The following is a 23,089-nucleotide window of genomic DNA, read 5'->3' as shown; positions in this document are numbered from 1 at the left end:
CTTACCAGCGAAAACGTAGGCCATCGAACGCAGCCGGCGCAACCGGCTGCGCTGCGCCTGGCTGACCGGACGCGGTTTGCGGCGCAGGCGTCGGCGCGACAGGCGCGATCTGCTCGGCAGGCACCTCTTGAAGGTGCGCCAGACCCAATTGGGCACGCAACTGCTCGCGATTGCCGCTGACGGCGTAGGTGAGTGTGTCGCCCTCGGCTGCCTGCAGTCGCGGACCGTAAGGCTCGAGCACCCGTCCCAGTTCGGCGTAACGCTGCAGGTTCATGCCCTGTACCTGCACCTGCAGTTCGCTACTCGTCCCGGGCCGCACGACATAGCGCGGCGCCAAGCGGGTGCTGATCGCCAGCATCACGGCGTCGGCCAACGCCGCCTGATCGGCGCCCTCGGCGCTGCCCTGCTCGCGCTGGTCGCCCAACCACAACTGCCACTTGCCCTGCCACTTGCCGTCGGTTTCCTGGGCGTGCACAGCCAGCAAGGCATCGGCGTTGTAGCGCTCGGAGACCTCGCGCAGCGGCGCCGGATCCTTGCCTTCGAGCTGCTTGGCATTGGCCACCAGTTGCTCCTGCAGGTCGGCCAACGGCAGGCGCAAGGGCAGGCCACGATGCTGGGCGGCCTGGCGCAGCGGTTCGGCACTAGTCTGGCCATCGCCCACCAGACTGCTGCCCTCGACGGTGTCGTTCAACCACCACCCGAGGATCGACGGCCGATTGCTGCCCCACAGCGCCAGACCGCCCTGGCGCAAGGCGCGCTCGGTGCTGCCGGGATCGAATTCGACCACCACCGCCTCGGGCGGGCCGGCCTCGTTGCCGACCTGATTGATGATCTGCCGCGGATCCTTGCGCAGTGCGGCCACGGCTGGATTCTGAATCGCCTTCGGGTCGCCGGTCAGGCGCAGCACCAGGGTATCCAGCGCCTTGCTGGTGGCCTGGGTACGGGCCTCGCTGCCCTGGCCCTCGACAGGCTCACGAACCTGATACAGGCCCGAAACGGTCTCGGCCTGCGCCGTCACGGCGATCAGGCCTGCACAGGCCACTGCCAGGTAATGAAAAAAACGCATGAAGAATTCCTGTCCAGGTGACGTTCCTCGCAGAAGCTACAAGCTGCGAGCGGTCAGCGGCAAGCAAAAGCGCACGGCGATACCGCCTGTCTTTTCTTATAGCTCGCCGCCTGGCGGTTGCCACCGGCCGTTCAATGGAGGATGGCCGCTGCCGGGCAACCCTGATAAAATCGCGCGCCTTCGCAGACCAGTCACGTACAGGCAGCCGCCGCCCTCGAAGCCGGCCTTGGCCGCGCTGGTCGTTTTCCTGAATCCCTCCCTCTAAAGGCCTGGATCAATGAGCAAGCAACCCTCCCTGAGCTACAAGGACGCCGGTGTAGACATCGACGCCGGCGAAGCACTGGTCGAACGCATCAAGGGCGTGGCCAAGCGCACCGCACGCCCTGAAGTCATGGGTGGCCTGGGCGGCTTCGGCGCCCTCTGCGAGATCCCGGCCGGCTACAAGCAGCCCGTGCTGGTGTCCGGCACCGACGGCGTCGGCACCAAGCTGCGCCTGGCGCTGAACCTGAACAAACACGACAGCATCGGTCAGGACCTGGTCGCTATGTGCGTCAACGACCTGGTAGTGTGCGGCGCCGAGCCGCTGTTCTTCCTCGACTACTACGCCACTGGCAAGCTCAACGTCGACGTCGCGGCCACCGTGGTCACCGGCATCGGTGCCGGCTGCGAACTGGCCGGCTGCTCGCTGGTCGGTGGCGAGACCGCCGAAATGCCCGGCATGTACGAAGGCGAAGACTACGACCTGGCCGGTTTCTGCGTCGGCGTGGTGGAAAAATCGGAAATCATCGACGGCTCGAAAGTGGTCACCGGCGACGCCCTGATCGCCCTGCCCTCCTCCGGCCCGCACTCCAATGGCTACTCGCTGATCCGCAAGATCCTCGAAGTGTCCAACACCGACATCGACAACACCCAACTCGACGGCAAGCCGCTGGCCGACCTGCTGATGGCGCCGACGCGCATATACGTCAAGCCGCTGCTGGAACTGATCAAGAAGACCGGCGCGGTCAAGGCCATGGCCCACATCACCGGCGGCGGCCTGCTCGACAACATCCCGCGCGTGCTGCCAAAAGGCGCCCAGGCCGTGGTCGATGTGGCCAGCTGGCAGCGTCCGGCAGTCTTCGATTTCCTTCAGGAAAAAGGCAATGTCGACGAGCATGAAATGCACCGCGTGCTGAACTGCGGCGTAGGTATGGTCATCTGCGTGGCCCAGGACCAGGTCGATGGCGCCCTGGCCGTACTGCGCCAGGCCGGCGAGCAGCCTTGGGTGATCGGTCGCATCGACGTGGCCGCCGAAGGCGCCGCGCAGGTCGAGCTGCACAACCTCAAGGCACACTGATGCCGAGCAAGTCCTGCAATGTGGTCGTCCTGCTGTCGGGGTCCGGCAGCAACCTGCAAGCGCTGATCGACAGCAACCGCGCCGAGGGCAGCCCGGCGCGAATCGGCGCGGTGATCGCCAACCGCGCCGACGCCTATGGGCTGGAACGTGCCCGCGCCGCCGGGATCGACACCGCCGTGCTCGAACACGGCGGCTTCGCCGGGCGTGAAGCGTACGATACGGCGCTGATGCACCTGGTCGACAGCTATGCTCCCGACCTTGTGGTACTCGCCGGTTTCATGCGCATCCTCAGTGGCGGCTTCGTGCGCCACTACCACGGCCGACTGCTCAACATCCACCCCTCGCTGCTGCCCAAGTACAAGGGGCTGCATACCCATCAGCGGGCGCTGGAGGCCGGCGACACGGAACACGGTTGCAGTGTTCATTTCGTCACCGAGGAACTCGACGGCGGGCCCTTGGTCGTACAGGCTGTGGTAGCGGTCGCGCCAGGCGACGATGCGCAGAGCCTGGCACAACGGGTCCACCGACAGGAACATCAGATTTATCCGCTGGCAGTGCGCTGGTTCGCTGAAGGACGCTTGCGCCTGGGCGATCACGGTGCATTACTGGATGGCCAGCCGCTGGCGGCCAGCGGCCACTTGATTCGACCCTAGGAGAATGTATGCGTCGCGCCCTGTTTTTGGCTCTCGCCGTGCTTGCCCTGCCGCTCCAGGCAGCTGACCTGAAGCCCTTCTCGGCCAGCTACACTGCCGACTGGAAACAACTGCCCATGAGCGGTACCGCCGAGCGCAGCCTGGTCAAGAATGCCAACGGCACCTGGGACCTCAATTTCAAAGCCTCCATGATGATCGCCAGCCTCACCGAGCAGAGCACGGTGCGCATGGAAAACGACACCCTGCTGCCGCAGAAGTATCACTTCGAACGCGGCGGCCTGGGCAAGGCCAAGAAAGTCGACCTGGATTTCGACTGGAGCAGCAAGAAAGTCACCGGTAGCGACCGTGGTGATGCCATCAGCCTGCCGCTCAACCGTGGCGTGCTGGACAAGTCGTCCTACCAGTTGGCGCTGCAACATGACGTGGCGGCTGGCAAGAAGAGCATGACCTACCAAGTGGTCGACGGTGACGAGATCGACACCTACGACTTCCGCGTGCTGGGCACCGAGAAGGTCGCCACCAAGACCGGTCAGGTCGATGCCGTGAAAGTGGAGCGTGTCCGCGATCCAAGCCAAAGCAAACGTATCACCGAGCTGTGGTTCGCCAAGGATTGGGACTACCTGCTGGTGCAACTGCGCCAGGTGGAGACCGATGGCAAGGAATACGTGATCGTGCTGCAGGACGGCACGGTCGACGGCAAGTCGGTAAAAGGCAGCTGATCGCCTCTGTGCTGTTTCCCAAGCCCCGCCCTGTGCGGGGCTTTGTTTTGTTCCCCGCACATTGATGAACATTGTTTCATCGTCGTTTTATTTACTTAGCCTGCTAACAAACTCTATAAAGAGGGTGTGCGACACAGTGTCGCAGACCAACGAAAGTGGAGTTTACCGATGACTGTCCAAGTAACCGAACGCGACGAATCGAAAATGTCCCACGAAGGCCTGGCCGCTGGCGTGCGGATCTGGGATGTGCACCAGCAGGGCCAACTGGTCGGCATGTTCCATGACGAGCACCAAGCCCATCAGTACCGCCAGGAGCTCGAGACCCTCGAGAACCAGCGCCGCACGCAGTAAGTGCCCATTCACGAAAAACCCCGCCTCGGCGGGGTTTTCGTCATTTACCACATGAGATCGTCAGGGATCTTGTAGGCCGCGTACGGATCGTCCTCGTCAGCTTCCTCGACATGGGTGTTGAGCAGCAGGATGCGCTGTGGCGCACGCTCCTGGACCTTCACCGCGGCTTCGCGAGGAATCACTTCATAGCCGCCGCCATGGGCAACGATCGCCAACGAGCCATTGCTCAGCTTGCTGCGCATCAGGGCATTGACGGCGATGCGCTTGACCTTCTTGTCGTCGACGAAGTTGAAGTAGTCCTCGGTATTGAGCTTCGGCAGCCGGGTGGCCTCGATCAGTTGCTTGACCTGGGCGGCACGCGCCTTCTGCTCGGCCTTCTCCTGCAACTGACGGTTCAGTTCCTGGTCTTTCCTGGCCTTCTCGGCCATGGCTTCCTTGGCCTGGCGCTGCTGGCTGTCATCGACCTCCAACTGGCCTTTGTGCTGCAGGCGTTTCTGTTTCTTCTCGGCCTTGTTGGTCTGGGAGACCTGCTTCTGGTTGACCAGACCGGCCTTGAGCAATTGATCGCGAAGGGAAAGGCTCATGGGTGTTCACTCACTTATGCATCGGCTCAGCCGCAGCTGGGCAGGTTCTTTTCCTGACGCTTGGCTTCGCCCCAGAGGGCGTCCAGCTCGTCAAGGCTACAGGCTTCGATCGGGCGGCTGGCGTCGCGCAGTGCCTGCTCGATGAAGCGAAAACGTCGTTCGAATTTACGGTTGGCGCCACGCAGGGCGTTTTCTGGGTCCAACTTGAGGTGGCGAGCCAGGTTCACGGCAGCGAACAGCAGGTCGCCGACTTCATCTTCCAGCGCCAGGGCATCGCCCTCGGCCATCGCTTGCAGCACCTCGTCGAGCTCTTCTCGGACCTTGTCCAGCACCGGCAGCGCTTCGGGCCAGTCGAAACCGACGGTGGCGGCGCGCTTCTGCAGTTTGGCCGCACGCGATAGCGCCGGCAAGGCGGCCGGCACATCGTCGAGCAACGACAACTGCTCAGGCGTGCTCTTCTCGGCGCGCTCCTCGGCCTTGATCTGCTCCCAGCGCGCCTTGACCTGCGCTTCGCTCAGGCGCGGGGCATCGACGGGTGCGTACAAGTCGCCCGTTGGGAACACGTGGGGATGACGACGGATCAGCTTGCGGGTGATCGAATCGACCACGTCAGCAAAATCGAACCGCCCGTCCTCGCGCGCCAATTGGCTGTAGTAGACCACCTGGAACAGCAGGTCGCCGAGCTCGCCCTGCAACTGGACCAGATCGCCCTGCTCGATGGCATCGGCCACCTCGTAGGCTTCCTCGAGGGTGTGCTTGATGATGCTGGCGTAGTCCTGCTCCACGTCCCACGGGCAACCGAACTGCGGGTCGCGCAGACGGGCCATGAGGTGCAGCAGGTCGTCCAGGGCGTAAGTCATGGGGGCAAGTCCTTCGGTGGCGGTTTCATCGCGGCTGACCCCGCGCCCACTGGGGCGGGGTCAGCCTGACAAGGGGGTACGGTCTCAGGGCGTGCGATTACGCCGCGTCTCGATGATATTCGGCAGTTGCGAGATGCGCCCGAGCAGGCGCCCCAATGCATCCAGGCCGGGAATCTCGATGGTCAGCGACATGAGCGCGGTGTTGTCTTCCTTGTTCGACCGGGTGTTGACCGCCAGCACGTTGATCTTCTCGTTGAGCAGCACCTGCGACACATCGCGCAGCAGCCCCGGCCGGTCGTAGGCGCGGATGACGATATCGACCGGATAGGTCTGCACCGGAATCGGCCCCCAGCTCACCTGAATGATGCGCTCGGGTTCCTTGCCAGCCAATTGCAGCACCGAGGCGCAATCCTGGCGGTGGATACTCACCCCGCGCCCCTGGGTGATGTAACCGACGATGGCATCGCCCGGCAGCGGCTGGCAGCAGCCCGCCATCTGCGTGAGCAGGTTGCCGACCCCCTGGATCTGGATGTCGCTGCGCTTGCCGGCACGGGTGCCGCGCGCCGCGCGCGGAATCAACTCGACCTGCTCGATGCGCTCCGGCTCGATCAACTGCTGGGCGGCGTTGACCAGATGAGCCAGGCGCAGATCACCAGCCCCCAGGGCCGCGAACAGGTCTTCGGCAGTCTTGACGTTGGCCTTTTCCGCCAGGCGTTCGAAGTCGACCTGCGGCAGCCCCAAGCGGCTGAGCTCGCGCTCGAGCAGGGTCTTGCCGGCCGCGACGTTCTGGTCGCGCGCCTGCAACTTGAACCAGTGGACGATCTTGGCCCGCGCCCGCGAGGTGGTGACGTAGCCCAGGTTGGAGTTCAGCCAGTCACGGCTCGGGCTGCCGTGCTTGCTGGTGATGATCTCCACCTGCTCGCCGGTCTGCAGGCTGTAGTTCAGCGGCACGATGCGCCCGTTGATCTTGGCGCCTCGGCAGTTATGGCCGATCTCGGTGTGCACGCGGTAGGCGAAATCCAGCGGCGTGGCGCCCTTGGGCAGGTCGATGGCGTGGCCATCGGGGGTGAACACGTAGACCCGGTCCGGCTCGATGTCGACCCGCAGTTGCTCGGCCAGGCCGCCAATGTCGCCGAGTTCCTCGTGCCACTCCAGCACCTGGCGCAACCAGGAAATTTTCTCTTCGTAATGGTTGGAGCTGGACTTGACGTCGGTGCCCTTGTACTTCCAGTGCGCACAGACGCCCAGTTCGGCTTCTTCGTGCATGCCGTGGGTGCGGATCTGCACTTCGAGCACCTTGCCCTCGGGGCCGATCACCGCCGTGTGCAACGAGCGGTAGCCGTTTTCCTTGGGATTGGCGACGTAGTCGTCGAATTCCTTGGGAATGTGCCGCCACAAGGTGTGGACGATACCCAGCGCGGTGTAGCAGTCGCGGATTTCCGGGACCAGCACGCGCACCGCACGCACGTCGTAGATCTGGCTGAATTCCAGGCCTTTGCGCTGCATTTTGCGCCAGATCGAATAGATATGTTTGGCCCGGCCGCTGATGTCGGCCTTGACGCCGGTGGCCAGCAGTTCGTTCTGCAACTGGTTCATCACATCGGAGATGAACCGCTCGCGGTCCAGCCTTCGCTCGTGCAGCAGCTTGGCGATCTGCTTGTACTGGTCGGGCTCCAGGTAGCGGAACGAAAGGTCTTCGAGTTCCCACTTGATGTGGCCGATACCCAGGCGGTGGGCCAGCGGTGCATAGATGTCGAACACCTCGCGGGCCACGCGCAGACGCTTTTCGTCATCGGCAGACTTCACCGCACGGATGGCGCAGGTGCGCTCGGCCAGCTTGATCAGCGCCACACGCACGTCATCGACCATCGCCACCAGCATCTTGCGCAGGTTTTCCACCTGGGCCTGGGAGCCGAGCACCAGCGACTGGCGCGGACTGAGGCTGGCACTGATGGCCGCCATGCGCAGCACCCCGTCGACCAGCTTGGACACCACGGGCCCGAAACGTTGACCGACCTCGGCCAAGGTCACCTTGCCCTCGCGCACCGAGCGATAGATCACGGCGGCGACCAGCGAATCCTGGTCGAGCTTGAGGTCGGCGAGGATCTCGGCGATTTCCAGGCCCGCCTGGAAACTCGAGGTGCCGTCGGCCCAGGAGTGCTTGGCGGGGTTGCCCTTCTTCTCGACGTCCTGGGCGAAATCGCAGGCCTCTTTGAGGGCCGTGCGATCCAGCGCCGAATCGACGCTCACCACATGATCGAGCCATGCATCGAGGTTGATACTGCCGTCGGTGTTGACCGGCTGGTGCACTCTCACCTGTACCATGTTTCGTTTACCTTTCCATACAGCGCGCCCAACGGACGCACTGGCAATCAACCGTACCGCTTCCATTCCGTGGAAGCGCTACCAAGGGGCCAGCCGTTACTGGCCCGCTTCGAATAACGCCATGGCCTCGACATGGGCCGTCTGAGGAAACATGTCGAGAATCCCGGCCCTTTTTAACCGGTACCCCTGGCCGACCAGCACCTGCGCATCTCGCGCCAGCGTCGCGGGGTTGCACGATACATACACCAATCGCCGGGCCTTGAGCCGGGCGATGCCTTGCACCACCTCGTGGGCACCGTCGCGAGGTGGGTCCAAGAGTACCGCAGAAAAGCCCTCGGCGGCCCACTCGGCAGCAGCCAGCGACTGCGATAAATCGGCCTGAAAAAACTGCACGTTATGCACATCGTTGGCCTGCGCGTTGGCGGCGGCGCGGTCAACCATGGTTTGCACGCCCTCCACCGCGACCACTTCGCGCGCCTGACGTGCCAGCGGCAGGGCAAAGTTGCCCAGGCCGCAGAACAGGTCCAGCACCCGCTCGTCCTGCTGCACGTTCAACCAGGCCAGCGCCTGCTCGATCATCTGCGTGTTGACCTGCGCATTGACCTGGACGAAGTCGCCCGGCCGCCAGGCCAGTTCCAGCCCCCAGGGTGCCAGGCTGAAACCCAGCCTGGAGGCGGGATCGCAGGGCGCAGGCTCGCCCTCGCCCTGCAGCCAGAGCTGCGCCCCGGCTTCTTGGCAGAACGCCTGCAACCGCGCCACATCCTGCTCGGGCAACGCGGACACATGACGCACCAGCACCGACTCGGCGCTGCCGCTGAACAGCTCGACATGCCCCAGGGCCTGCGGCGTGCTCAGGCTGCGCAGCACGGTCGGCAAATGGCGCAGGATCGCCTGCAAGGGCTGTACCAGCACCGGGCAATCGTCGATGGCGATGATGTCCTGGCTGGCCTCGGCACGAAAACCGACCTGCAGCTCGCGGGCCTTGGCGTCCCAGCGCACGGCAAGGCGTGCGCGGCGGCGGTAGCCAAACTCCGGCCCGGCCAATGGCGCGGCCCACGCCTCTGGCTGGACACCCGCCAGCCGTTGCAACTGCTCGGCCAACTGACGCTGCTTGAGCGCCAACTGCGCGGCATGCGGCAGGTGCTGCACGGTGCAGCCACCGCAACGGGCGTAGTGTCGGCACGGCGCTTCGCGACGTTCAGGGCTGCCTTGCAGCACCCGCTCCAGGCGCGCTTCGACGATCTTGCCGCGGGCACTGAGCACCCGCGCCTCGACCGCCTCGCCCGCCAAGGCGCCGCTGACGAACCAGGTGCGCCCCTCGACGAAGGCGATGCCACGACCGTCTCCGGCCAGGCGCTCGATGTCCAGGCGCTGTTTCTTGCCCACGGGCACCTGCGCGCGGCGATCGCCGCCGGCAGGTTGGAAGCGCAGGTTGCTGCTGGTGCTTTTCTTTCTGGACATCAGGTCGCGTCGAACAGGCCGGTGGACAGGTAGCGGTCGCCGCGGTCGCAGATGATCGCGACCATCACGGCATTTTCCACTTCTCGGGACAGACGCAGCATCGCCGCCACCGCACCGCCAGAGGACACGCCACAGAAAATGCCCTCTTCGCGGGCGAGCCGGCGCATGGTCGCTTCGGCTTCTTCCTGGGACATGTCGACCACTCGATCCACCCGCGTGGCGTCGAAGATCTTCGGCAGGTACTGCTCAGGCCAGCGGCGAATACCGGGGATGGCCGAACCTTCCATCGGTTGCAGACCGACGATCTGCACCGCCGGGTTCTGCTCCTTGAGGTACTGCGAACAGCCCATGATGGTGCCGGTGGTGCCCATGGAACTGATGAAATGGGTCACGCCGCCCTGGGTCTGCTGCCAGATCTCCGGGCCGGTGCTGGTGTAGTGCGCGATGGGATTGTCGCCATTGGCGAACTGATCGAGCACCAGGCCGCGGCCTTCGGCCTGCAGTTTGTCGGCCAGATCGCGCGCGCCTTCCATGCCCTCCTCCTTGGACACCAGGATCAGCTCGGCGCCGTAGGCGGTCATGGCGGCCTTGCGCTCGGCGGTGGAGTTGTCCGGCATGATCAGGATCATCTTGTAACCCTTGATCGCTGCGGCCATGGCCAGGGCGATACCGGTGTTGCCGGAGGTGGCCTCGATCAGCGTATCGCCGGGCTTGATCTGGTTGCGCCGTTCGGCTCGGGCGATCATCGACAGCGCCGGGCGATCCTTGACCGAACCGGCAGGATTGTTGCCTTCGAGCTTGAGCAGCAAGGTGTTGCTGGTGTGCCCGGCCATGCGCTGCAGGCGCACCAGCGGGGTGTTGCCGACGCAGTCGGCGATGGTTGGGTACTGCAGGGTCATGGGCGTGTTTCGCAATCAGGACGGCAGGGGCGACTATCATACCGGCAAAGCCGGTTTGGCCATATCACGCAATCGTTGAGGTCTATAGCATTCAGCTATATCGCTCCAGCGCGTTCTTGCGTGATCCCGCTCAACACCGAGGTGCACAAACCCAGTGCATTGGGGCCGAACGCGGAGTAACGTTCAGCCTGCTCGCCGTCCTGCGTGGACGGCCCGCCCGCACATGACAGGAGACCAGTGTGCTCGATCGTTTGGGAATCAGAAGCCGCGTCCTGCTGCTGGCCCTCCTGCCCGCCGGGCTGATGGCGCTGGTGCTGGGCAGTTATTTCACCTGGCTGCAGCAGAACGAACTGCGCAGCCAACTGCTGCAACGCGGCAAGATGATCGCCGAGCAACTGGCCCCGCTGGCCGCGCCAGCCCTGGCGCAGAACACGCCGGCGCAGTTGGAGCGGATCGCCGCCGAGGCGCTGGAACAAGCCGATGTGCGCGCGGTGGCGTTCCTCGCCCCGAACCGCTCACGCCTGGCCCACGCAGGCCCGAGCATGCTCAACCCACCACCCAGCGGCGGCACCGGCACGCAACTGCTGCAACGCAGCGGCAACGACGCCACGCGCTATCTGATGCCGGTGTTCGGCCATCACCGCGACCTGGCCACCGCGGCGGTGCCGGACGAGCGCGAACGCCTGCTGGGCTGGGTCGAGATCGAACTGTCCCACGACGGCACCCTGCTGCGCGGCTACCGCAACCTGTTCACCAGCCTGCTGCTGATCCTTGCCTGCCTGAGCCTCAACGCCCTGCTGGCGCTGCGCATGAGCCGGGCGATCAACGGCCCGATCGGGCGCATCAAGCATGCCGTCACCCAGCTCAAGGAAGGCCACCTCGAAGAACGCCTGCCACCGATGGGCAGCGTCGAGCTGGACGAGTTGGCTGCCGGCATCAACCGCATGGCCGAGACCCTGCACAATGCCCACGAGGAGTTGCAGCACAGCATCGACCAGGCCACCGAGGACGTGCGCCAGAACCTGGAAACCATCGAGATCCAGAACATCGAGTTGGACATGGCGCGCAAGGAAGCGTTGGAGGCCAGCCGCATCAAGTCCGAATTCCTCGCCAACATGAGCCACGAAATCCGCACCCCGCTCAACGGTATCCTCGGCTTCACCCACCTGCTGCAAAAGAGCGAGCTCACGCCGCGCCAGCTCGACTACCTGGGCACCATCGAGAAATCGGCCGACAACCTGCTGGGCATCATCAACGAAATTCTCGACTTCTCCAAGATCGAAGCCGGCAAGCTGGTGCTCGACAGCATTCCGTTCAACCTGCGCGACCTGATCCAGGACACCCTGACCATCCTGGCGCCCGCCGCCCACGCCAAGCAGTTGGAACTGGTCAGCCTGGTCTACCGCGACACGCCGTTGTCGCTGATCGGCGACCCATTGCGGCTCAAGCAGATCCTCACCAACCTGGTGAGCAATGCCATCAAGTTCACCCGCGAAGGCACCATCGTCGTGCGCGCCATGGTCGAGGACGAACACGAGGACACCGCACAGTTGCGCATCAGCGTGCAGGACACCGGCATCGGTCTGTCACCGCAGGACGTGCGCGCGCTGTTCCAGGCCTTCAGCCAGGCCGACAACTCGCTGTCTCGCCAGCCCGGCGGTACCGGCTTGGGACTGGTGATCTCCAAGCGCCTGATCGAGCAGATGGGCGGCGAAATCGGCGTCGACAGCACACCCGGCGAAGGCTCGCAGTTCTGGATCAACCTCAACTTGCCCAAGGCCCATGACGATACCGACGCCTTGCCGCTGCAGGCCCTGATCGGTCGCCGCGCCGCGATCGTCGATGGGCATGAACTGGCGCGCCAGGCATTGCAGCATCAGTTGGAGGATTGCGGCCTGAGTGTCAGTCTGTTCGGCTCGTTCGACCAACTGCTGCAAGGGGTACAGGCGGCCAGTCAGGCCGGGCAACCGTTCGAACTGGCGGTGCTTGGCGCCCACCTCGGCATCCTCGCGCCGGAACGCCTCGGCCAGTACCACCAGCAGCTCGAGCGCCTGGGCTGCCAATGCGTGGTGCTGTGCCCGACCACCGAGCAGGCGCAGTACCACCCGTTCCTGCCCAATGGCCACGGCCAACTGCTGTCCAAGCCCACCTGCACCCGCAAGCTGCGGCGCCTGCTGCTGGAGCTGATGCAACCGAGTCGCCCCAACGTCGATGTGCGCCAGGGCATCGGCACGCGCCTGCCGCGCATCCTGTGCGTCGACGACAACCCGGCCAACCTGCTGCTGGTGCAAACCCTGCTCGAGGACATGGGCGCCCAAGTGGTCGCGGTGGACAGCGGCTTCGCGGCGGTGGAGGCAGTCCAGGCTGCGCCCTTCGACCTGGTGCTGATGGACGTGCAGATGCCGGGCATGGACGGCTGCGCCTGCACCGAACAGATCCGCGACTGGGAAACGCGCCAGAACGATCCGCCGTTGCCCATCGTCGCCCTCACCGCGCACGCCATGGCCAATGAAAAGCGCGCCTTGTTGCACAGCGGCATGGATGATTATCTGACCAAGCCGATCAGCGAGCGCCAACTGGCCCAGGTGGTGATGAAATGGACCGGGCTGAACCTCGGCACGCCGCCGCCAGAGCGCGCCAGCGAACGCCTGCCCGACAGCAGCGAACTGCTGGTGCTGGATCACGAGGAAGGCCTGCGCCTGGCAGCCGGCAAAGCGGACCTGGCCGCCGACATGCTGGCCATGCTGCTGGCGTCGCTGGAGGGCGACCGTCAGGCCATCGCCAGCGCGCGCGAGCTGGGTGACCGCGCGGCGATGATCGAGCGCGTGCATCGCCTCAACGGGGCTTCGCGCTATTGCGGGGTGCCGCAACTGCGTGCGGCCTGCCAGCGCGCCGAGACCTTGCTCAAGCAGGACAGCCCACAGACCACCCAGGCGCTAGACGAGTTAGACCTGGCCATCGAGCGTCTGGCGCAACAGGCGCACTTGAGCGCCTGACAACCGATTGCCGAAGGAGTATCGCGCATGCGCATCCTGTTATTCAGCAGCCAGCACTACGACCAGGAAAGCTTCAGCCAGGCCGCCCTCGACAGCGGCCTGGAACTGCACTTTCAACCCGCTCGCCTGACCCTGGACACGGCACCGCTGGCGCAAGGTTTCGCCGTGGTCTGCGCCTTCATCAATGACGAGCTGGATGCCGAGGTACTGGAATGCCTGGCCAGCGGCGGCACCCGCCTGATCGCCCTGCGCTCGGCCGGCTACAACCATGTGGACCTGGCCGCAGCGGCGCGCCTGGGACTGACCGTGGTGCGGGTACCAGCCTACTCGCCGCACGCCGTGGCCGAGCACGCGGTCGCGCTGATCCTGGCGCTCAACCGTCGCCTGCACCGCGCCTACAACCGCACCCGCGACGGCGACTTCACCCTGCACGGGCTGACCGGCTTCGACCTGCATGGCAAGACCGTAGGCGTGGTCGGCACCGGACAGATCGGCGCGACCTTCGCCCGCATCATGGCCGGCTTCGGCTGTCGCTTGCTGGCCTACGACCCGCAGCCCAATCCCGAGTTGCTGGCACTGGGGGCCCGCTACCTGGAGCTGCCCGAGCTGCTCAGCGAGTCGCGCATCATCAGCCTGCACTGCCCGCTGACCGACGCCACCCGTCACCTGATCAACGCCCGCAGCCTGGCCAGCCTGCAGCCAGGCGCCATGCTGATCAACACCGGACGCGGCGCGCTGGTCGACACACCGGCGCTGATCGACGCGCTCAAGAACGGTCAACTCGGCTACTTGGGCCTGGATGTCTACGAGGAAGAAGCGCAGCTGTTCTTCGAGGACCGCTCCGACCAGCCGCTGCAGGACGACGTACTGGCCCGCCTGCTGACCTTCCCCAACGTCATCGTCACTGCCCACCAGGCCTTCCTCACCCAGGAAGCCTTGGCGGCGATCGCTGCCACCACGCTGGACAACGTGCTCCACTGGGCGGCAGGCGATGCGCGCAACACCGTCACGGGTTAGGATACGCGGCATTTCTGGAGGACCCATGGTCGAGCACGATTTCCGCTACACCCTTTTCAACCCGCAACACACCCTGATCGAATGCCGCGCCCTGGTGCCAGGTCGCTACCAGGTGACCGGCAACGGCGGCTCGATGCACAAGGGCGACGCCCTGCTGGTCACCCTCAAGGGCAGCAAGGACCTGTCCATGCGCCTGACCGTCGAAAGCGTGCGCCACCTGATCAACCCGCGCGGCCAGTGGGTTGCCGTGGCCAGCGGCCCGGTGTTCAACGAGCTGGAAATCCTCACCTGGCAGGTCAAGTGCGACCAGTGCGAAGCCGTGCTCGACTTCGAGTTCGCCGTCGACGCCAAACTGGGCAAGAAGGCCCGCCAACCGGCCGCCAGCGCCCGCATCGCCGAACTGGGCTGGCGCAGCGAAGGCGAGCGTCACCTGTGCCGTCAGTGCCAGGCAGGCGCCCAATGAAGCATCTGTTGACCTGCGCGGCGCTGCTCGGTGGTCTGCTCGGCTGCGCCGCCGAGCCTTCGAAGCTGCAGCACGAGCGTAGCTATGTCCTGGAATGGATCGGCGAACGCCCGCTGATCGACAACAGTCACCTGACCCTGACCCTGGCCGACGATGGTCGCGCCTATGGCACCGCCGGCTGCAACCACTGGTTCGCCAGCTACACGCAGAACGGCGAGCGGCTCAGCTTCGGCCAGGTCGGCAAGACCCGCAAGCTGTGCGCCCCGGCACTGATGGAGCAGGAAGAACGCTATCTGAAAGCGCTGCAGAGCGTGCAGCGCTGGGATGTCTCGAGCATCGAGCAGATCCGCCTGTGGCCTGCCGAAGGCAAGCCCCTGCGCTTCTGGGCTGACGAAGACTGAAGTCATTCAGGGCTGCCAAGCACGCCATCGCCGGTCGACCCGCGATGGACTGCGCAGCAGCCCTGATAACCGTCAGGCTCCCTTCAATGCCTTGATCTTGGCCTGGAGCCCTTCGAGCGTCTGCTCGCCGAGCAACTGCTCGCGCACCTTGCCCTTGTCATCGATGATGTAGGTCACCGGCAGCGCCTCGCTGCGCGGCAACTCGTAGTGCTCGGCAGGATCCTGCGCCAGCACGGTGAATTCGATGCCGAGCGCCTGGGCCGCCTGCTTGAGATCGTCGCCCTGCAGGCCATCGAAGTTCACCCCCACTACCTTGATGCCCTGCGCCTGCCACTGCTGGGCCGCGCTGTTCAGTTCCGGGATTTCCGTGCGGCACGGACCGCACCACTCGGCCCAGTAGTTGAGCACCAGCCAGTGCCCGTCGAGCTGCTCGGCCTTTACCGTGTTGCCGTGCTGGTCCACGCCGTAGTCTGCACCGCAGCCGCCGAGCAACAGGCTCGCGGTGATCGCCAGTGCAGCCGCCAAACGCCTTGCCATGGGTCAATCCTTCTCGAAGTTTTAAAGCATGAAATGTCGGACGCAGCGGGTAGAATAGCCGCCACACCCAGCTGGATGCGACCCGTCATGCCCGAACTGACCCTCTACCATAACCCACGCTGCTCGAAATCCCGTGGTGCCCTGGAACTGCTGGAAGCCCGCGGCCTGGCACCGACCATCGTGCGCTACCTGGAAACCCCGCCCGATGCGGCCACCCTGCACGCGCTGCTCGGCAAGCTCGGCATCGGCGCGCGCCAGTTGCTGCGCAGCGGCGAAGACGAATTCAAGACCCTGGGCCTGGCCAACCCCGCCCTCAGCGATGCACAACTGATCGAGGCCATGGTCCAGCATCCGAAACTGATCGAACGCCCGATCCTCGTCGCCGACGACAAGGCCGTGATCGGCCGTCCCCCGGAAAACGTCCTGGAGCTCTTGCCATGAGCGAACCCTACATCCTGGTGCTGTACTACAGCCGTCACGGCTCCACCAGCGAGATGGCCCGGCATATCGCCCGCGGCGTCGAAATGGCCGGGCTGGAAGCGCGGCTGCGCACCGTACCGGCCATTTCCACCGAGTGCGAAGCCGTGGCGCCGGACATCCCCGCCAGCGGCGCGCTCTACGCCAACCTGGACGACCTGCGCCAGTGCGCGGGCCTGGCCTTGGGCAGCCCGACCCGCTTCGGCAACATGGCAGCGCCGCTGAAGTACTTCCTCGACGGCACCAGCAGCCTATGGCTGGGTGGCGAACTGGTGGGCAAGCCTGCGGCCGTGTTCACCTCCACCGCCAGCCTGCACGGCGGCCAGGAGACCACCCTGCTGTCGATGCTGCTGCCGCTGATGCACCACGGTATGCTGGTCACCGGCCTGCCCTACAGCGAGTCCGCCTTGCTGGAAACCCGTGGCGGCGGCACGCCCTATGGCGCCAGTCACCATGCCGGCGCCGATGGCAAGCGCGAGCTGGACGAGCACGAAATCGCCCTGTGCCGCGCCCTGGGCCAACGCTTGGCGAGCACGGCCAAGGCGCTGAGTCACGCACGTGGCTAAAAAACCCAAGGTACTGCCGACACTCGACTGGCTGGCTCCACGCCTGCGCCTGACCCGCGCACTGGCGCTGGCCTGCTTCTGTGGCCTGATCGCCCTGCTGGTGGTGAACGATGTGTGGTTCGCCGACCTGCACGGCGCCCGCGTCGCGGTGATCCTGGCCATCGAGCTGGTGCCGCTGCTGCTGTTGCTGCCCGGCATGCTGATCGGCAGCGCCCGGGCACATGCCTGGACCTGCTTCGTGGTGAACCTCTATTTCATCAAGGGTGTGCTGGCGGCCTTCGACCCGGCCAGGGCGCTGTTCGGCTGGATCGAAGTGCTGGTGAGCCTGGCGCTGTTCGTCAGCGCCTTGCTGTTCGTGCGCTGGAAGTTCCAGTTCGAACGGCGTATGGCGGGCGAAGGTCGGTAGGCGCCCGCCTCGCCGTCTCAGTGATTGACAGTATGGGCCAGCATCACCGACAACTGACACAGCGGCCGCCCGCTTTCTTCGTGCCAGCGATTGAACACCTCCTGCACCAACGCCAGGTCGCGCTGGCTGGTCGGCGCCTTGTCGATCACCTTCTGGGCGATCAGCGCGGCGGCCATGTCTTCGGTGGGCACGAAGGTATCCTTGCCGACCATGCGCAGAAAGCGCGGCGCCGACAGCCCACCGAGCTGGTTGCCATGCTTGGCCAGGTACTTCCACAGGCCGACAATGTCACTCTCGGGCCAGTCGGCGATGAACGCGCCGAAGCTGCCCTTTTCCTTGGCCACGTCGAGGATCATCTGCGCGTTGCGCGGCACACTCTTGAGCTTGCCCAAGTGGCGGATGATGCGGGTGTCCTGCATCAACCGCTCCAGGTGCTCGGCGCTCATCAGCACCACCTTTTCCGGGTCGAAGCCGAAGAACACCTGCTCGAACGCGGGCCACTTGGCATCCACCAGACTGTGCTTGAGCCCGGCTCGGAAGACCCGCAGCGCCAGGGTCGAGAGGTAGCGATCATCCGGCAGGGCGCGCAACTGGGCGGCCGAGCGCGGTTGCGGCAGGAAGGCTTCGAGCGCCTTGGCCGAGCCGAAGCGATTCAGGCAGTACGTGTGCAGCCACTGATAGTCGCGCATCGGATCAGACGTTCAGCACATCGAGAAAGCGCGGCGTGGCGCTTTCGTCGATCTTCAGGCCCGTGAAGTCGAACAGGTTGCGGTCGGCCAGTTGCGACGGCGCGACGTTCTGCAGCGCGCGGAAGATGCTGTCGGTGCGTCCTGGGTGCTTGCGCTCCCACTCCACCAGCATGTCTTTGACCACCTGGCGCTGCAGGTTTTCCTGAGAGCCGCACAGGTTGCACGGGATGATCGGGAATTCCTTCATGTCCGAGTAAGCCTGGATGTCCTTCTCGCTGCAGTAGGCCAGCGGACGGATCACCACGTTGCGACCGTCGTCGGCGCGCAGCTTCGGCGGCATGCCCTTGAGCGCGCCGTTGAAGAACATGTTGAGGAAGAAGGTCTCGACGATGTCGTCGCGGTGATGACCGAGCGCCATCTTGGTCGCGCCGATTTCATCGGCAAAGGTGTACAGGGTGCCCCGGCGCAGGCGCGAGCACAGCGAGCAGGTGGTCTTGCCCTCGGGGATCAGTTCCTTGACCACCGAATAGGTGTCTTTCTCGACGATGTGATACTCGACGCCCAAGGTCTTCAGGTAGGCAGGCAGCACATGCTCGGGAAAGCCCGGCTGCTTCTGGTCCATGTTCACCGCGACGATCTGGAAGCTGATCGGCGCCACCTTCTGCAGGTGCAGCAGAACGTCGAGCATGGTGTAGCTGTCCTTGCCCCCGGACAGGCAGACCATGACCTTGTCGCCATCCTCGATCATGTTGTAGTCGGTGATGGCTTCGCCAGCGAGACGACGCAGGCGTTTTTGCAGTTTGTTCTGGTTGACCGAGAGGGTGCCCATAGCGCTTGAATCCGCGAGGTGTGACAAAAGCCGAGCATTTTACCTGCAAACCGAGCCCAGGCGTAGGGCCTTCTGATCAGCAGCGCCATGCCGAGGCTGACCGGCGGCTCGTCGGCCGCCGATGGCTTGCGGCATAATGGCGAGCCAGGAGAATTACCCCGCCATGCCCGAGCTGCTCACGCAACGCGTCGAAACCTGTTACCAGCTAGCCGAAACCTTTTTCAAACGCACCTTCCCGCGCCCGCAGGTCAGCTTCAAGCTGCGCGGGCAGAAGGCCGGCGTCGCCCATCTGCATGAAAACCTGCTGCGCTTCAACCTGCAGTTGTACCGCGAGAACCACGACGACTTCCTGCGCCAGACCGTGGCCCATGAAGTGGCGCACCTGATCGCTCACCAGCTGTTCGGCGACCGCATCCAGGCCCACGGCGAGGAATGGCAGTTGATCATGCGCGGGGTCTACGAGCTGCCGCCCGAGCGCTGCCACCGCTACGAAGTGCAGCGTCGCGTGGCCACGCGCTACATCTATCGCTGCCCCTGCCCGGACAGCGACTTCGCCTTCACCGCCCAGCGCCACACACTGGTACGCCAGGGGCGCCGCTACCTGTGTCGGCGCTGTCGGCAAGTGCTGGTCTTCAGCGGACAGACCCGAGTCGAGTAAGCACCAGCCGCGCTGGCCATGAAAAAGGCGACCCGAGGGTCGCCTTCCTTTATCGCACTACCACCACGATCAACGCACGGCCGGGCCTTCGGCTACGCCCAGATCGTCGGTCGGACGAGTCTCGACCAGCGGCGAGCCACCGGAGGCCAGCTCGGACTGCAGCTTGTCGGTATCCAGCTCCTTGACCCACTTGGCGACCACGACGGTGGCAACGGCGTTACCGACCAGGTTGGTCAGCGCACGGGCTTCGGACATGAAGCGGTCGATCCCGAGGATCAGCGCCAAGCCAGCAACCGGCAGGTGACCGACCGCCGACAGGGTGGCGGCCAGGACGATGAAGCCCGAACCGGTCACACCCGCAGCCCCTTTGGAGGCGACCAGCAGCACCAGCAGCAGGGTGATCTGGTGAGTGATGTCCATGGTGGTGTCGGTGGCCTGGGCGATGAACACCGCAGCCATGGTCAGGTAGATCGAGGTGCCGTCCAGGTTGAACGAGTAGCCGGTCGGGATCACCAGGCCAACGACGGATTTCTTCGCGCCCAGGCGCTCCATCTTGGTCAGCATGCGTGGCAGGGCCGACTCCGACGAAGACGTACCCAGCACGATCAGCAGCTCTTCGCGGATGTAGCGGATCAGCTTGAGGACGCTGAAGCCGTGGGCGCGGCAGATGGCGCCCAGCACCACCAGCACGAACAACAGGCAGGTGATATAGAAGCAGGCCATCAGGTAGCCCAGTTGCACCAGCGAACCGACACCGTACTGGCCGATGGTGAAGGCCATGGCACCGAAGGCACCGACCGGCGCCAGCTTCATGATCATGTTGATGATGTTGAACATCACATGGGCGAAGCGATCGATCATCTCCAGCAGCGGTTTGCCGTAGCTGCCCAGGCGGTGCAGGGCGAAGCCGAACAGCACCGAGAACATCAGCACTTGCAGAATGTCGCCGTTGGCGAAGGCACCGACCACGGTGGCCGGGATCACGTTGAGCAGGAAGCCGACGGTGGTCTGCTGCGCACCGGCCGAGGCGTAGGCCGCGACGCTGCTGGCGTTCAGGGTGCTGACGTCGACGTGCATGCCGGCGCCAGGCTGGACCACGTTGACCACGATCAGGCCGATGATCAGGGCGATGGTGGAAACGATCTCGAAGTACAGGAGTGCGTAGCCGCCGGTCTTGCCAACCGACTTCATGCTCTGCATGCCGGCGATGCCGCTGACCACGGTACAGAAGATGATCGGAGCGATGACCATCTTGATCAGTTTGACGAAGCCGTCACCCAGCGGTTTGAGGGCGACGCCGGTTTCCGGATAGAAATGGCCGAGCAGAATACCGATGGTGATGGCAACGATCACCTGGAAATACAGGGATTTGTACAGCGGCTGACGTTTCGTCATGGCGTGATCTTCCTCAAGTGTGCCGATTCACCCTTCCCAGGGCGAGGCACCTAAAGCGCGAACCCTCCTGCACCTGGAGGGATTTGTCATTGTGTTAGAGCTGCCTGGGCAGGTCTCTGACAAACCTTTAGCAAGGCTGATGCCAAAATGCCCGATCCGGGTGCAACACGAGTGTTTACGGGAAGTTTCTGCCCAAGGACAGGGCAACAAGACGTGTAGGATATGGCGGAATTCCGCCCTGTGGCGAAATTCGTACACCCTGAGTGGCGGAAATCCGCCCAAGGCCAGCGAAACCTGGGCGGATCATTCCTGGTTGAAGGTGATCCTGAACGCGGCGCCGCCGAGCGGCGAATCCTCGAGCGTCAGGCGCCCGTCGAAGCTGTCGATGATATCTTTGACCACCGCCAGGCCGATGCCCTGACCTGGATGCTGGCGATCCAGGCGCTCACCGCGCTGCAGAATCCGCTCACGTTGATCGGCCGGGACACCGGGGCCGTCGTCTTCGATGCACAGCACCTGCTGGCCCGGCAACGTCTCGAAGCTCACCCGCACCTGCTCAAGGCACAGGCGATAGGCGTTCTCCAGCAAGTTGCCGAGCAGTTCGAGCAAGGCGCCCTCCTCGATCGGCACGCGCGCCTGCGGCGCAACGTTCAGTGTCACCGCCACGCGCTTGTCGCGATACACCTTGTCCAAGGTGCTGCACAAGCTGTCGAGCACCGGCGCCAGGCGCACCTGGTGTCGCACCAGGCCACTCTTGCGCAGGCTGGCGCGCTGCAATTGGTAGTCGATCTGCTGACTCATGCGCTCGATCTGGCTCTGCAGCACGCGCGCCTGTTCACGCTCGCCACCGCCGCGCCCCATGCTCTCGCCCATGCCTTGCAACACCGCCAGCGGCGTCTTCAAGCTGTGCGCCAGGTCGTCCAGCGAATCGCGGTAGCGCTGGCGTTGTTCGCGCTCGCTGTGCAGCAGCCGGTTGAGCGAGCCAGTCAGGCGCAGCAGTTCGCGCGGATGCTCGCGACTCAGGCCCTCGCGGGCGCCGCTCTCCACCTCGTCCAGTTCGTGGCTGAGCCTGCGCAGTGAACGCAGCCCCCAGGTCAGGCCGGCCCACAGCAACACCATCAGCGCCAGCAAGGCCGCGCCAAAGCCCAAGTAGAGCTTCTCGCGCAGGCCGTCGAGGGTGTGCTGGTACTCGCGCACCGGTTGCAGGGCGACGATGCTGAATGCTGCGCTGCGACCACCGAGCAGCTTGACTTCCACGTCATAGACGAAGAATTCGTCGCCATTGTCCTGGCGGATTCGGGCGAACTCGTTGCCATGGCCGTCATAGCGGGGCTGGTAGTTGATGTGCCGGTCGGTGGTGGCACGCGAACGCCACACCAGACGCCCTTCTCGGTCGAAGATGTAGCCGAGCAGGCCGACGCTGGGCAGGTTGTAGCGCTCGTCAGGCAGCAGATCGGGCATCTGCAAATGGCCGTGCTCGACGCGCGCGGCAGAAATCAGCGTGGTGATGTCCGAGGCCAGGCGCTGCTCGATCGACTCCTGCAAGGCCAGGCTGAAGGCCTTCTGCAAGGCCGGCAGCAGCGCCAGCATGAACAGCAGCGCCAGCACGGCGGCGGCCAGCATCAGGCGCACGCGCAGCGAACGAATCATCGGCAGCGCTCGGTGAACAGGTAGCCCAGGCCGCGAACGGTGTCGATCGGTTTGAAGCCGTTGTCGCCCTCGAGCTTGCGGCGCAGCCGACCGACCAGCACCTCGATGACGTTCGGATCACGCTCCTCGTCGTCCGGGTAAAGCTGTTCCATCAGTCGATCCTTGGCCACCACCTGCTGGTGATGACGCATGAGGTATTCGAGGATGCGGTACTCGTAGGCGGTCAGTGCCAGCGGCTGCTCGTCGAGGGTGGCCTGCTTGCGATTGAGGTCCAGCACCAAAGGCCCGGCGGAGATGGTCGACTGGGTGAACCCGCTGGAGCGGCGCAGCAGCGCGTTCAGGCGGGCTTCCAGTTCCTCGAACTGGAAAGGCTTGACCACGTAGTCGTCGGCCCCCGCGGCCAGGCCCTCGACCTTGTCTTGCCAGTTGCCGCGGGCGGTGAGAATCAGGATGGGAAAAGTCTTGTCCTGGCTGCGCAGTTGGCGGATCAGGTCCAGGCCGCTCATGCCCGGCAGCCCAAGGTCGATGACGGCGAGATCGTGGTTGTACTGGCCGGCCTGGTACAGCGCCTCCTCGGCATCGCCGACTGCCTGGACCACATGTCCGGTCTCGCCCAGTCGTGTGTACAGGTGGTGACGCAGCAGCGCTTCATCCTCGACCACCAGCAACTTCATGTCGTTCTCCTTGGTTTCTCTCGCCCCGCCTGAACTAAAGGCGGGCTGGCACAGCATAACAGCGAACCGGCAGGGGG

The 23,089-nt window shown here is 64.6% G+C and carries 24 protein-coding genes; 12 read left to right on the top strand and 12 right to left on the bottom strand.

The features are described from left to right. Window position 1: 1 nt before the first annotated feature. Window positions 2-1,066 carry a DUF2066 domain-containing protein gene (locus NJ69_RS02830; RefSeq protein WP_039576062.1) on the bottom strand — a complete coding sequence of 355 codons (1,065 nt, stop codon included), beginning with the start codon at window positions 1,064-1,066 and terminating at the stop codon, window positions 2-4. 277 nt (window positions 1,067-1,343) lie between these two features. Between NJ69_RS02830 and purM the strand changes: the two genes are divergently transcribed. From purM to NJ69_RS02810, 4 genes are all read left to right on the top strand, one after another. Continuing rightward, on the top strand, window positions 1,344-2,402 hold the full coding sequence (gene purM / locus NJ69_RS02825) for a phosphoribosylformylglycinamidine cyclo-ligase (protein WP_039576061.1): 1,059 nt from the start codon (window positions 1,344-1,346) through the stop codon (window positions 2,400-2,402). Continuing rightward, window positions 2,402-3,055 (top strand): phosphoribosylglycinamide formyltransferase, encoded by a 654-nt coding sequence (gene purN, locus NJ69_RS02820; RefSeq protein WP_039576059.1) that lies wholly within the window; start codon window positions 2,402-2,404, stop codon window positions 3,053-3,055. The genes purM and purN overlap by 1 nt, the downstream gene beginning before the upstream one ends. Window positions 3,056-3,063: 8 nt before the next feature. Continuing rightward, entirely contained in the window at window positions 3,064-3,774 is a 711-nt protein-coding gene (locus NJ69_RS02815; protein WP_029614649.1) for a DUF3108 domain-containing protein, read from the top strand. Window positions 3,775-3,942: 168 nt separating this feature from the next. After that, complete coding sequence (locus NJ69_RS02810) at window positions 3,943-4,125, top strand: hypothetical protein (protein WP_029614650.1); 183 nt, start codon at window positions 3,943-3,945, stop codon at window positions 4,123-4,125. 44 nt (window positions 4,126-4,169) lie between these two features. On the opposite strand, the gene NJ69_RS02805 is transcribed toward NJ69_RS02810, so the two are convergent. The 5 genes from NJ69_RS02805 to cysM all read right to left on the bottom strand — a co-directional run bounded on the left by NJ69_RS02805 (window position 4,170) and on the right by cysM (window position 10,254). Further along, entirely contained in the window at window positions 4,170-4,709 is a 540-nt protein-coding gene (locus NJ69_RS02805; RefSeq protein WP_029612912.1) for a DUF2058 domain-containing protein, read from the bottom strand. 26 nt (window positions 4,710-4,735) lie between these two features. Beyond that, entirely contained in the window at window positions 4,736-5,569 is an 834-nt protein-coding gene (gene mazG, locus NJ69_RS02800) for a nucleoside triphosphate pyrophosphohydrolase (RefSeq protein WP_039576056.1), read from the bottom strand. An 84-nt stretch (window positions 5,570-5,653) separates the two neighbouring features. Continuing rightward, a complete protein-coding gene (relA, locus tag NJ69_RS02795) occupies window positions 5,654-7,894 on the bottom strand; it encodes a GTP diphosphokinase (protein ID WP_029612913.1) in 2,241 nt (746 codons plus the stop codon). A 96-nt stretch (window positions 7,895-7,990) separates the two neighbouring features. Then, the gene (gene rlmD / locus NJ69_RS02790; protein WP_039576054.1) at window positions 7,991-9,355 is read right to left on the bottom strand and encodes a 23S rRNA (uracil(1939)-C(5))-methyltransferase RlmD; all 1,365 of its coding nucleotides are present in this window, start codon (window positions 9,353-9,355) and stop codon (window positions 7,991-7,993) included. Next, window positions 9,355-10,254, bottom strand: coding sequence for a cysteine synthase CysM (gene cysM / locus NJ69_RS02785; protein ID WP_029612915.1), 900 nt, complete (start codon window positions 10,252-10,254; stop codon window positions 9,355-9,357). The genes rlmD and cysM overlap by 1 nt, the downstream gene beginning before the upstream one ends. A gap of 239 nt (window positions 10,255-10,493) precedes the next feature. On the opposite strand from cysM, the gene NJ69_RS02780 reads away from it, so the two are divergent. The 4 genes from NJ69_RS02780 to NJ69_RS02765 are packed head-to-tail and all read left to right on the top strand — an operon-like array spanning window position 10,494 to window position 15,131. Next, window positions 10,494-13,250, top strand: coding sequence for a response regulator (locus NJ69_RS02780; protein WP_039576052.1), 2,757 nt, complete (start codon window positions 10,494-10,496; stop codon window positions 13,248-13,250). Between the two features lie 27 nt (window positions 13,251-13,277). Continuing rightward, entirely contained in the window at window positions 13,278-14,267 is a 990-nt protein-coding gene (locus NJ69_RS02775; RefSeq protein ID WP_039576051.1) for a 2-hydroxyacid dehydrogenase, read from the top strand. Between the two features lie 25 nt (window positions 14,268-14,292). Further along, window positions 14,293-14,730 (top strand): hypothetical protein, encoded by a 438-nt coding sequence (locus NJ69_RS02770; RefSeq protein ID WP_039576049.1) that lies wholly within the window; start codon window positions 14,293-14,295, stop codon window positions 14,728-14,730. After that, window positions 14,727-15,131 carry an META domain-containing protein gene (locus NJ69_RS02765; RefSeq protein WP_039576047.1) on the top strand — a complete coding sequence of 135 codons (405 nt, stop codon included), beginning with the start codon at window positions 14,727-14,729 and terminating at the stop codon, window positions 15,129-15,131. The genes NJ69_RS02770 and NJ69_RS02765 overlap by 4 nt, the downstream gene beginning before the upstream one ends. Window positions 15,132-15,203: 72 nt before the next feature. Here NJ69_RS02765 and NJ69_RS02760 read toward each other — a convergent pair whose 3' ends face one another. Beyond that, window positions 15,204-15,668: a TlpA disulfide reductase family protein gene (locus NJ69_RS02760; RefSeq protein WP_039576045.1), complete on the bottom strand. Its 465-nt coding sequence runs from the start codon at window positions 15,666-15,668 to the stop codon at window positions 15,204-15,206. A gap of 87 nt (window positions 15,669-15,755) precedes the next feature. Here NJ69_RS02760 and arsC point away from each other — a divergent pair, with 87 nt between their 5' ends. Genes arsC through NJ69_RS02745 form a run of 3 tightly spaced genes read left to right on the top strand, consistent with a single transcriptional unit; the run spans window position 15,756 to window position 17,117 of the window. Continuing rightward, complete coding sequence (arsC, locus tag NJ69_RS02755) at window positions 15,756-16,109, top strand: arsenate reductase (glutaredoxin) (RefSeq protein WP_039576043.1); 354 nt, start codon at window positions 15,756-15,758, stop codon at window positions 16,107-16,109. Next, on the top strand, window positions 16,106-16,711 hold the full coding sequence (wrbA, locus tag NJ69_RS02750) for an NAD(P)H:quinone oxidoreductase (RefSeq protein WP_039576041.1): 606 nt from the start codon (window positions 16,106-16,108) through the stop codon (window positions 16,709-16,711). The genes arsC and wrbA overlap by 4 nt, the downstream gene beginning before the upstream one ends. Next, window positions 16,704-17,117, top strand: coding sequence for a DUF2069 domain-containing protein (locus tag NJ69_RS02745; RefSeq protein WP_039576039.1), 414 nt, complete (start codon window positions 16,704-16,706; stop codon window positions 17,115-17,117). The genes wrbA and NJ69_RS02745 overlap by 8 nt, the downstream gene beginning before the upstream one ends. Before the next feature lie 17 nt (window positions 17,118-17,134). Here the strand turns inward: NJ69_RS02745 and NJ69_RS02740 are convergent, their stop codons facing one another. Continuing rightward, window positions 17,135-17,806, bottom strand: coding sequence for a DNA-3-methyladenine glycosylase I (locus NJ69_RS02740; protein WP_039576038.1), 672 nt, complete (start codon window positions 17,804-17,806; stop codon window positions 17,135-17,137). A 4-nt stretch (window positions 17,807-17,810) separates the two neighbouring features. Then, complete coding sequence (gene ttcA / locus NJ69_RS02735) at window positions 17,811-18,635, bottom strand: tRNA 2-thiocytidine(32) synthetase TtcA (RefSeq protein ID WP_029612927.1); 825 nt, start codon at window positions 18,633-18,635, stop codon at window positions 17,811-17,813. A 163-nt stretch (window positions 18,636-18,798) separates the two neighbouring features. Between ttcA and NJ69_RS02730 the strand changes: the two genes are divergently transcribed. Beyond that, window positions 18,799-19,293 carry a SprT family zinc-dependent metalloprotease gene (locus NJ69_RS02730; RefSeq protein ID WP_039576036.1) on the top strand — a complete coding sequence of 165 codons (495 nt, stop codon included), beginning with the start codon at window positions 18,799-18,801 and terminating at the stop codon, window positions 19,291-19,293. 69 nt (window positions 19,294-19,362) lie between these two features. On the opposite strand, the gene NJ69_RS02725 is transcribed toward NJ69_RS02730, so the two are convergent. From NJ69_RS02725 to NJ69_RS02715, 3 genes are all read right to left on the bottom strand, one after another. Beyond that, window positions 19,363-20,688, bottom strand: a complete 1,326-nt coding sequence (locus NJ69_RS02725; protein WP_039576034.1) for a dicarboxylate/amino acid:cation symporter — start codon at window positions 20,686-20,688, stop codon at window positions 19,363-19,365. Between the two features lie 303 nt (window positions 20,689-20,991). Beyond that, complete coding sequence (locus tag NJ69_RS02720) at window positions 20,992-22,338, bottom strand: ATP-binding protein (RefSeq protein WP_029612929.1); 1,347 nt, start codon at window positions 22,336-22,338, stop codon at window positions 20,992-20,994. Beyond that, the gene (locus tag NJ69_RS02715) at window positions 22,335-23,012 is read right to left on the bottom strand and encodes a response regulator (RefSeq protein ID WP_039576032.1); all 678 of its coding nucleotides are present in this window, start codon (window positions 23,010-23,012) and stop codon (window positions 22,335-22,337) included. The genes NJ69_RS02720 and NJ69_RS02715 overlap by 4 nt, the downstream gene beginning before the upstream one ends. Window positions 23,013-23,089: the final 77 nt, after the last annotated feature.

It is taken from the genome of Pseudomonas parafulva (genome assembly GCF_000800255.1).
GTDB lineage: Bacteria > Pseudomonadota > Gammaproteobacteria > Pseudomonadales > Pseudomonadaceae > Aquipseudomonas > Aquipseudomonas boreofloridensis.
The sequence above is the reverse complement of the archived record's forward strand: the minus strand, read 5'-3'. Positions and strand labels throughout refer to the sequence as shown.

Bases quoted from the DNA above. Each gene is read 5' to 3' on its own strand.
- NJ69_RS02830 (WP_039576062.1), bottom strand. From the start codon at position 1,066: ATGCGTTTTTTTCATTACCTGGCAGTGGCCTGTGCAGGCCTGATCGCC.
- purM (WP_039576061.1), top strand. From the start codon at position 1,344: ATGAGCAAGCAACCCTCCCTGAGCTACAAGGACGCCGGTGTAGACATC.
- purN (WP_039576059.1), top strand. From the start codon at position 2,402: ATGCCGAGCAAGTCCTGCAATGTGGTCGTCCTGCTGTCGGGGTCCGGC.
- NJ69_RS02815 (WP_029614649.1), top strand. From the start codon at position 3,064: ATGCGTCGCGCCCTGTTTTTGGCTCTCGCCGTGCTTGCCCTGCCGCTC.
- NJ69_RS02810 (WP_029614650.1), top strand. From the start codon at position 3,943: ATGACTGTCCAAGTAACCGAACGCGACGAATCGAAAATGTCCCACGAA.
- NJ69_RS02805 (WP_029612912.1), bottom strand. From the start codon at position 4,709: ATGAGCCTTTCCCTTCGCGATCAATTGCTCAAGGCCGGTCTGGTCAAC.
- mazG (WP_039576056.1), bottom strand. From the start codon at position 5,569: ATGACTTACGCCCTGGACGACCTGCTGCACCTCATGGCCCGTCTGCGC.
- relA (WP_029612913.1), bottom strand. From the start codon at position 7,894: ATGGTACAGGTGAGAGTGCACCAGCCGGTCAACACCGACGGCAGTATC.
- rlmD (WP_039576054.1), bottom strand. From the start codon at position 9,355: ATGTCCAGAAAGAAAAGCACCAGCAGCAACCTGCGCTTCCAACCTGCC.
- cysM (WP_029612915.1), bottom strand. From the start codon at position 10,254: ATGACCCTGCAGTACCCAACCATCGCCGACTGCGTCGGCAACACCCCG.
- NJ69_RS02775 (WP_039576051.1), top strand. From the start codon at position 13,278: ATGCGCATCCTGTTATTCAGCAGCCAGCACTACGACCAGGAAAGCTTC.
- NJ69_RS02770 (WP_039576049.1), top strand. From the start codon at position 14,293: ATGGTCGAGCACGATTTCCGCTACACCCTTTTCAACCCGCAACACACC.
- NJ69_RS02765 (WP_039576047.1), top strand. From the start codon at position 14,727: ATGAAGCATCTGTTGACCTGCGCGGCGCTGCTCGGTGGTCTGCTCGGC.
- NJ69_RS02760 (WP_039576045.1), bottom strand. From the start codon at position 15,668: ATGGCAAGGCGTTTGGCGGCTGCACTGGCGATCACCGCGAGCCTGTTG.
- arsC (WP_039576043.1), top strand. From the start codon at position 15,756: ATGCCCGAACTGACCCTCTACCATAACCCACGCTGCTCGAAATCCCGT.
- wrbA (WP_039576041.1), top strand. From the start codon at position 16,106: ATGAGCGAACCCTACATCCTGGTGCTGTACTACAGCCGTCACGGCTCC.
- NJ69_RS02740 (WP_039576038.1), bottom strand. From the start codon at position 17,806: ATGCGCGACTATCAGTGGCTGCACACGTACTGCCTGAATCGCTTCGGC.
- ttcA (WP_029612927.1), bottom strand. From the start codon at position 18,635: ATGGGCACCCTCTCGGTCAACCAGAACAAACTGCAAAAACGCCTGCGT.
- NJ69_RS02730 (WP_039576036.1), top strand. From the start codon at position 18,799: ATGCCCGAGCTGCTCACGCAACGCGTCGAAACCTGTTACCAGCTAGCC.
- NJ69_RS02725 (WP_039576034.1), bottom strand. From the start codon at position 20,688: ATGACGAAACGTCAGCCGCTGTACAAATCCCTGTATTTCCAGGTGATC.
- NJ69_RS02720 (WP_029612929.1), bottom strand. From the start codon at position 22,338: ATGATTCGTTCGCTGCGCGTGCGCCTGATGCTGGCCGCCGCCGTGCTG.
- NJ69_RS02715 (WP_039576032.1), bottom strand. From the start codon at position 23,012: ATGAAGTTGCTGGTGGTCGAGGATGAAGCGCTGCTGCGTCACCACCTG.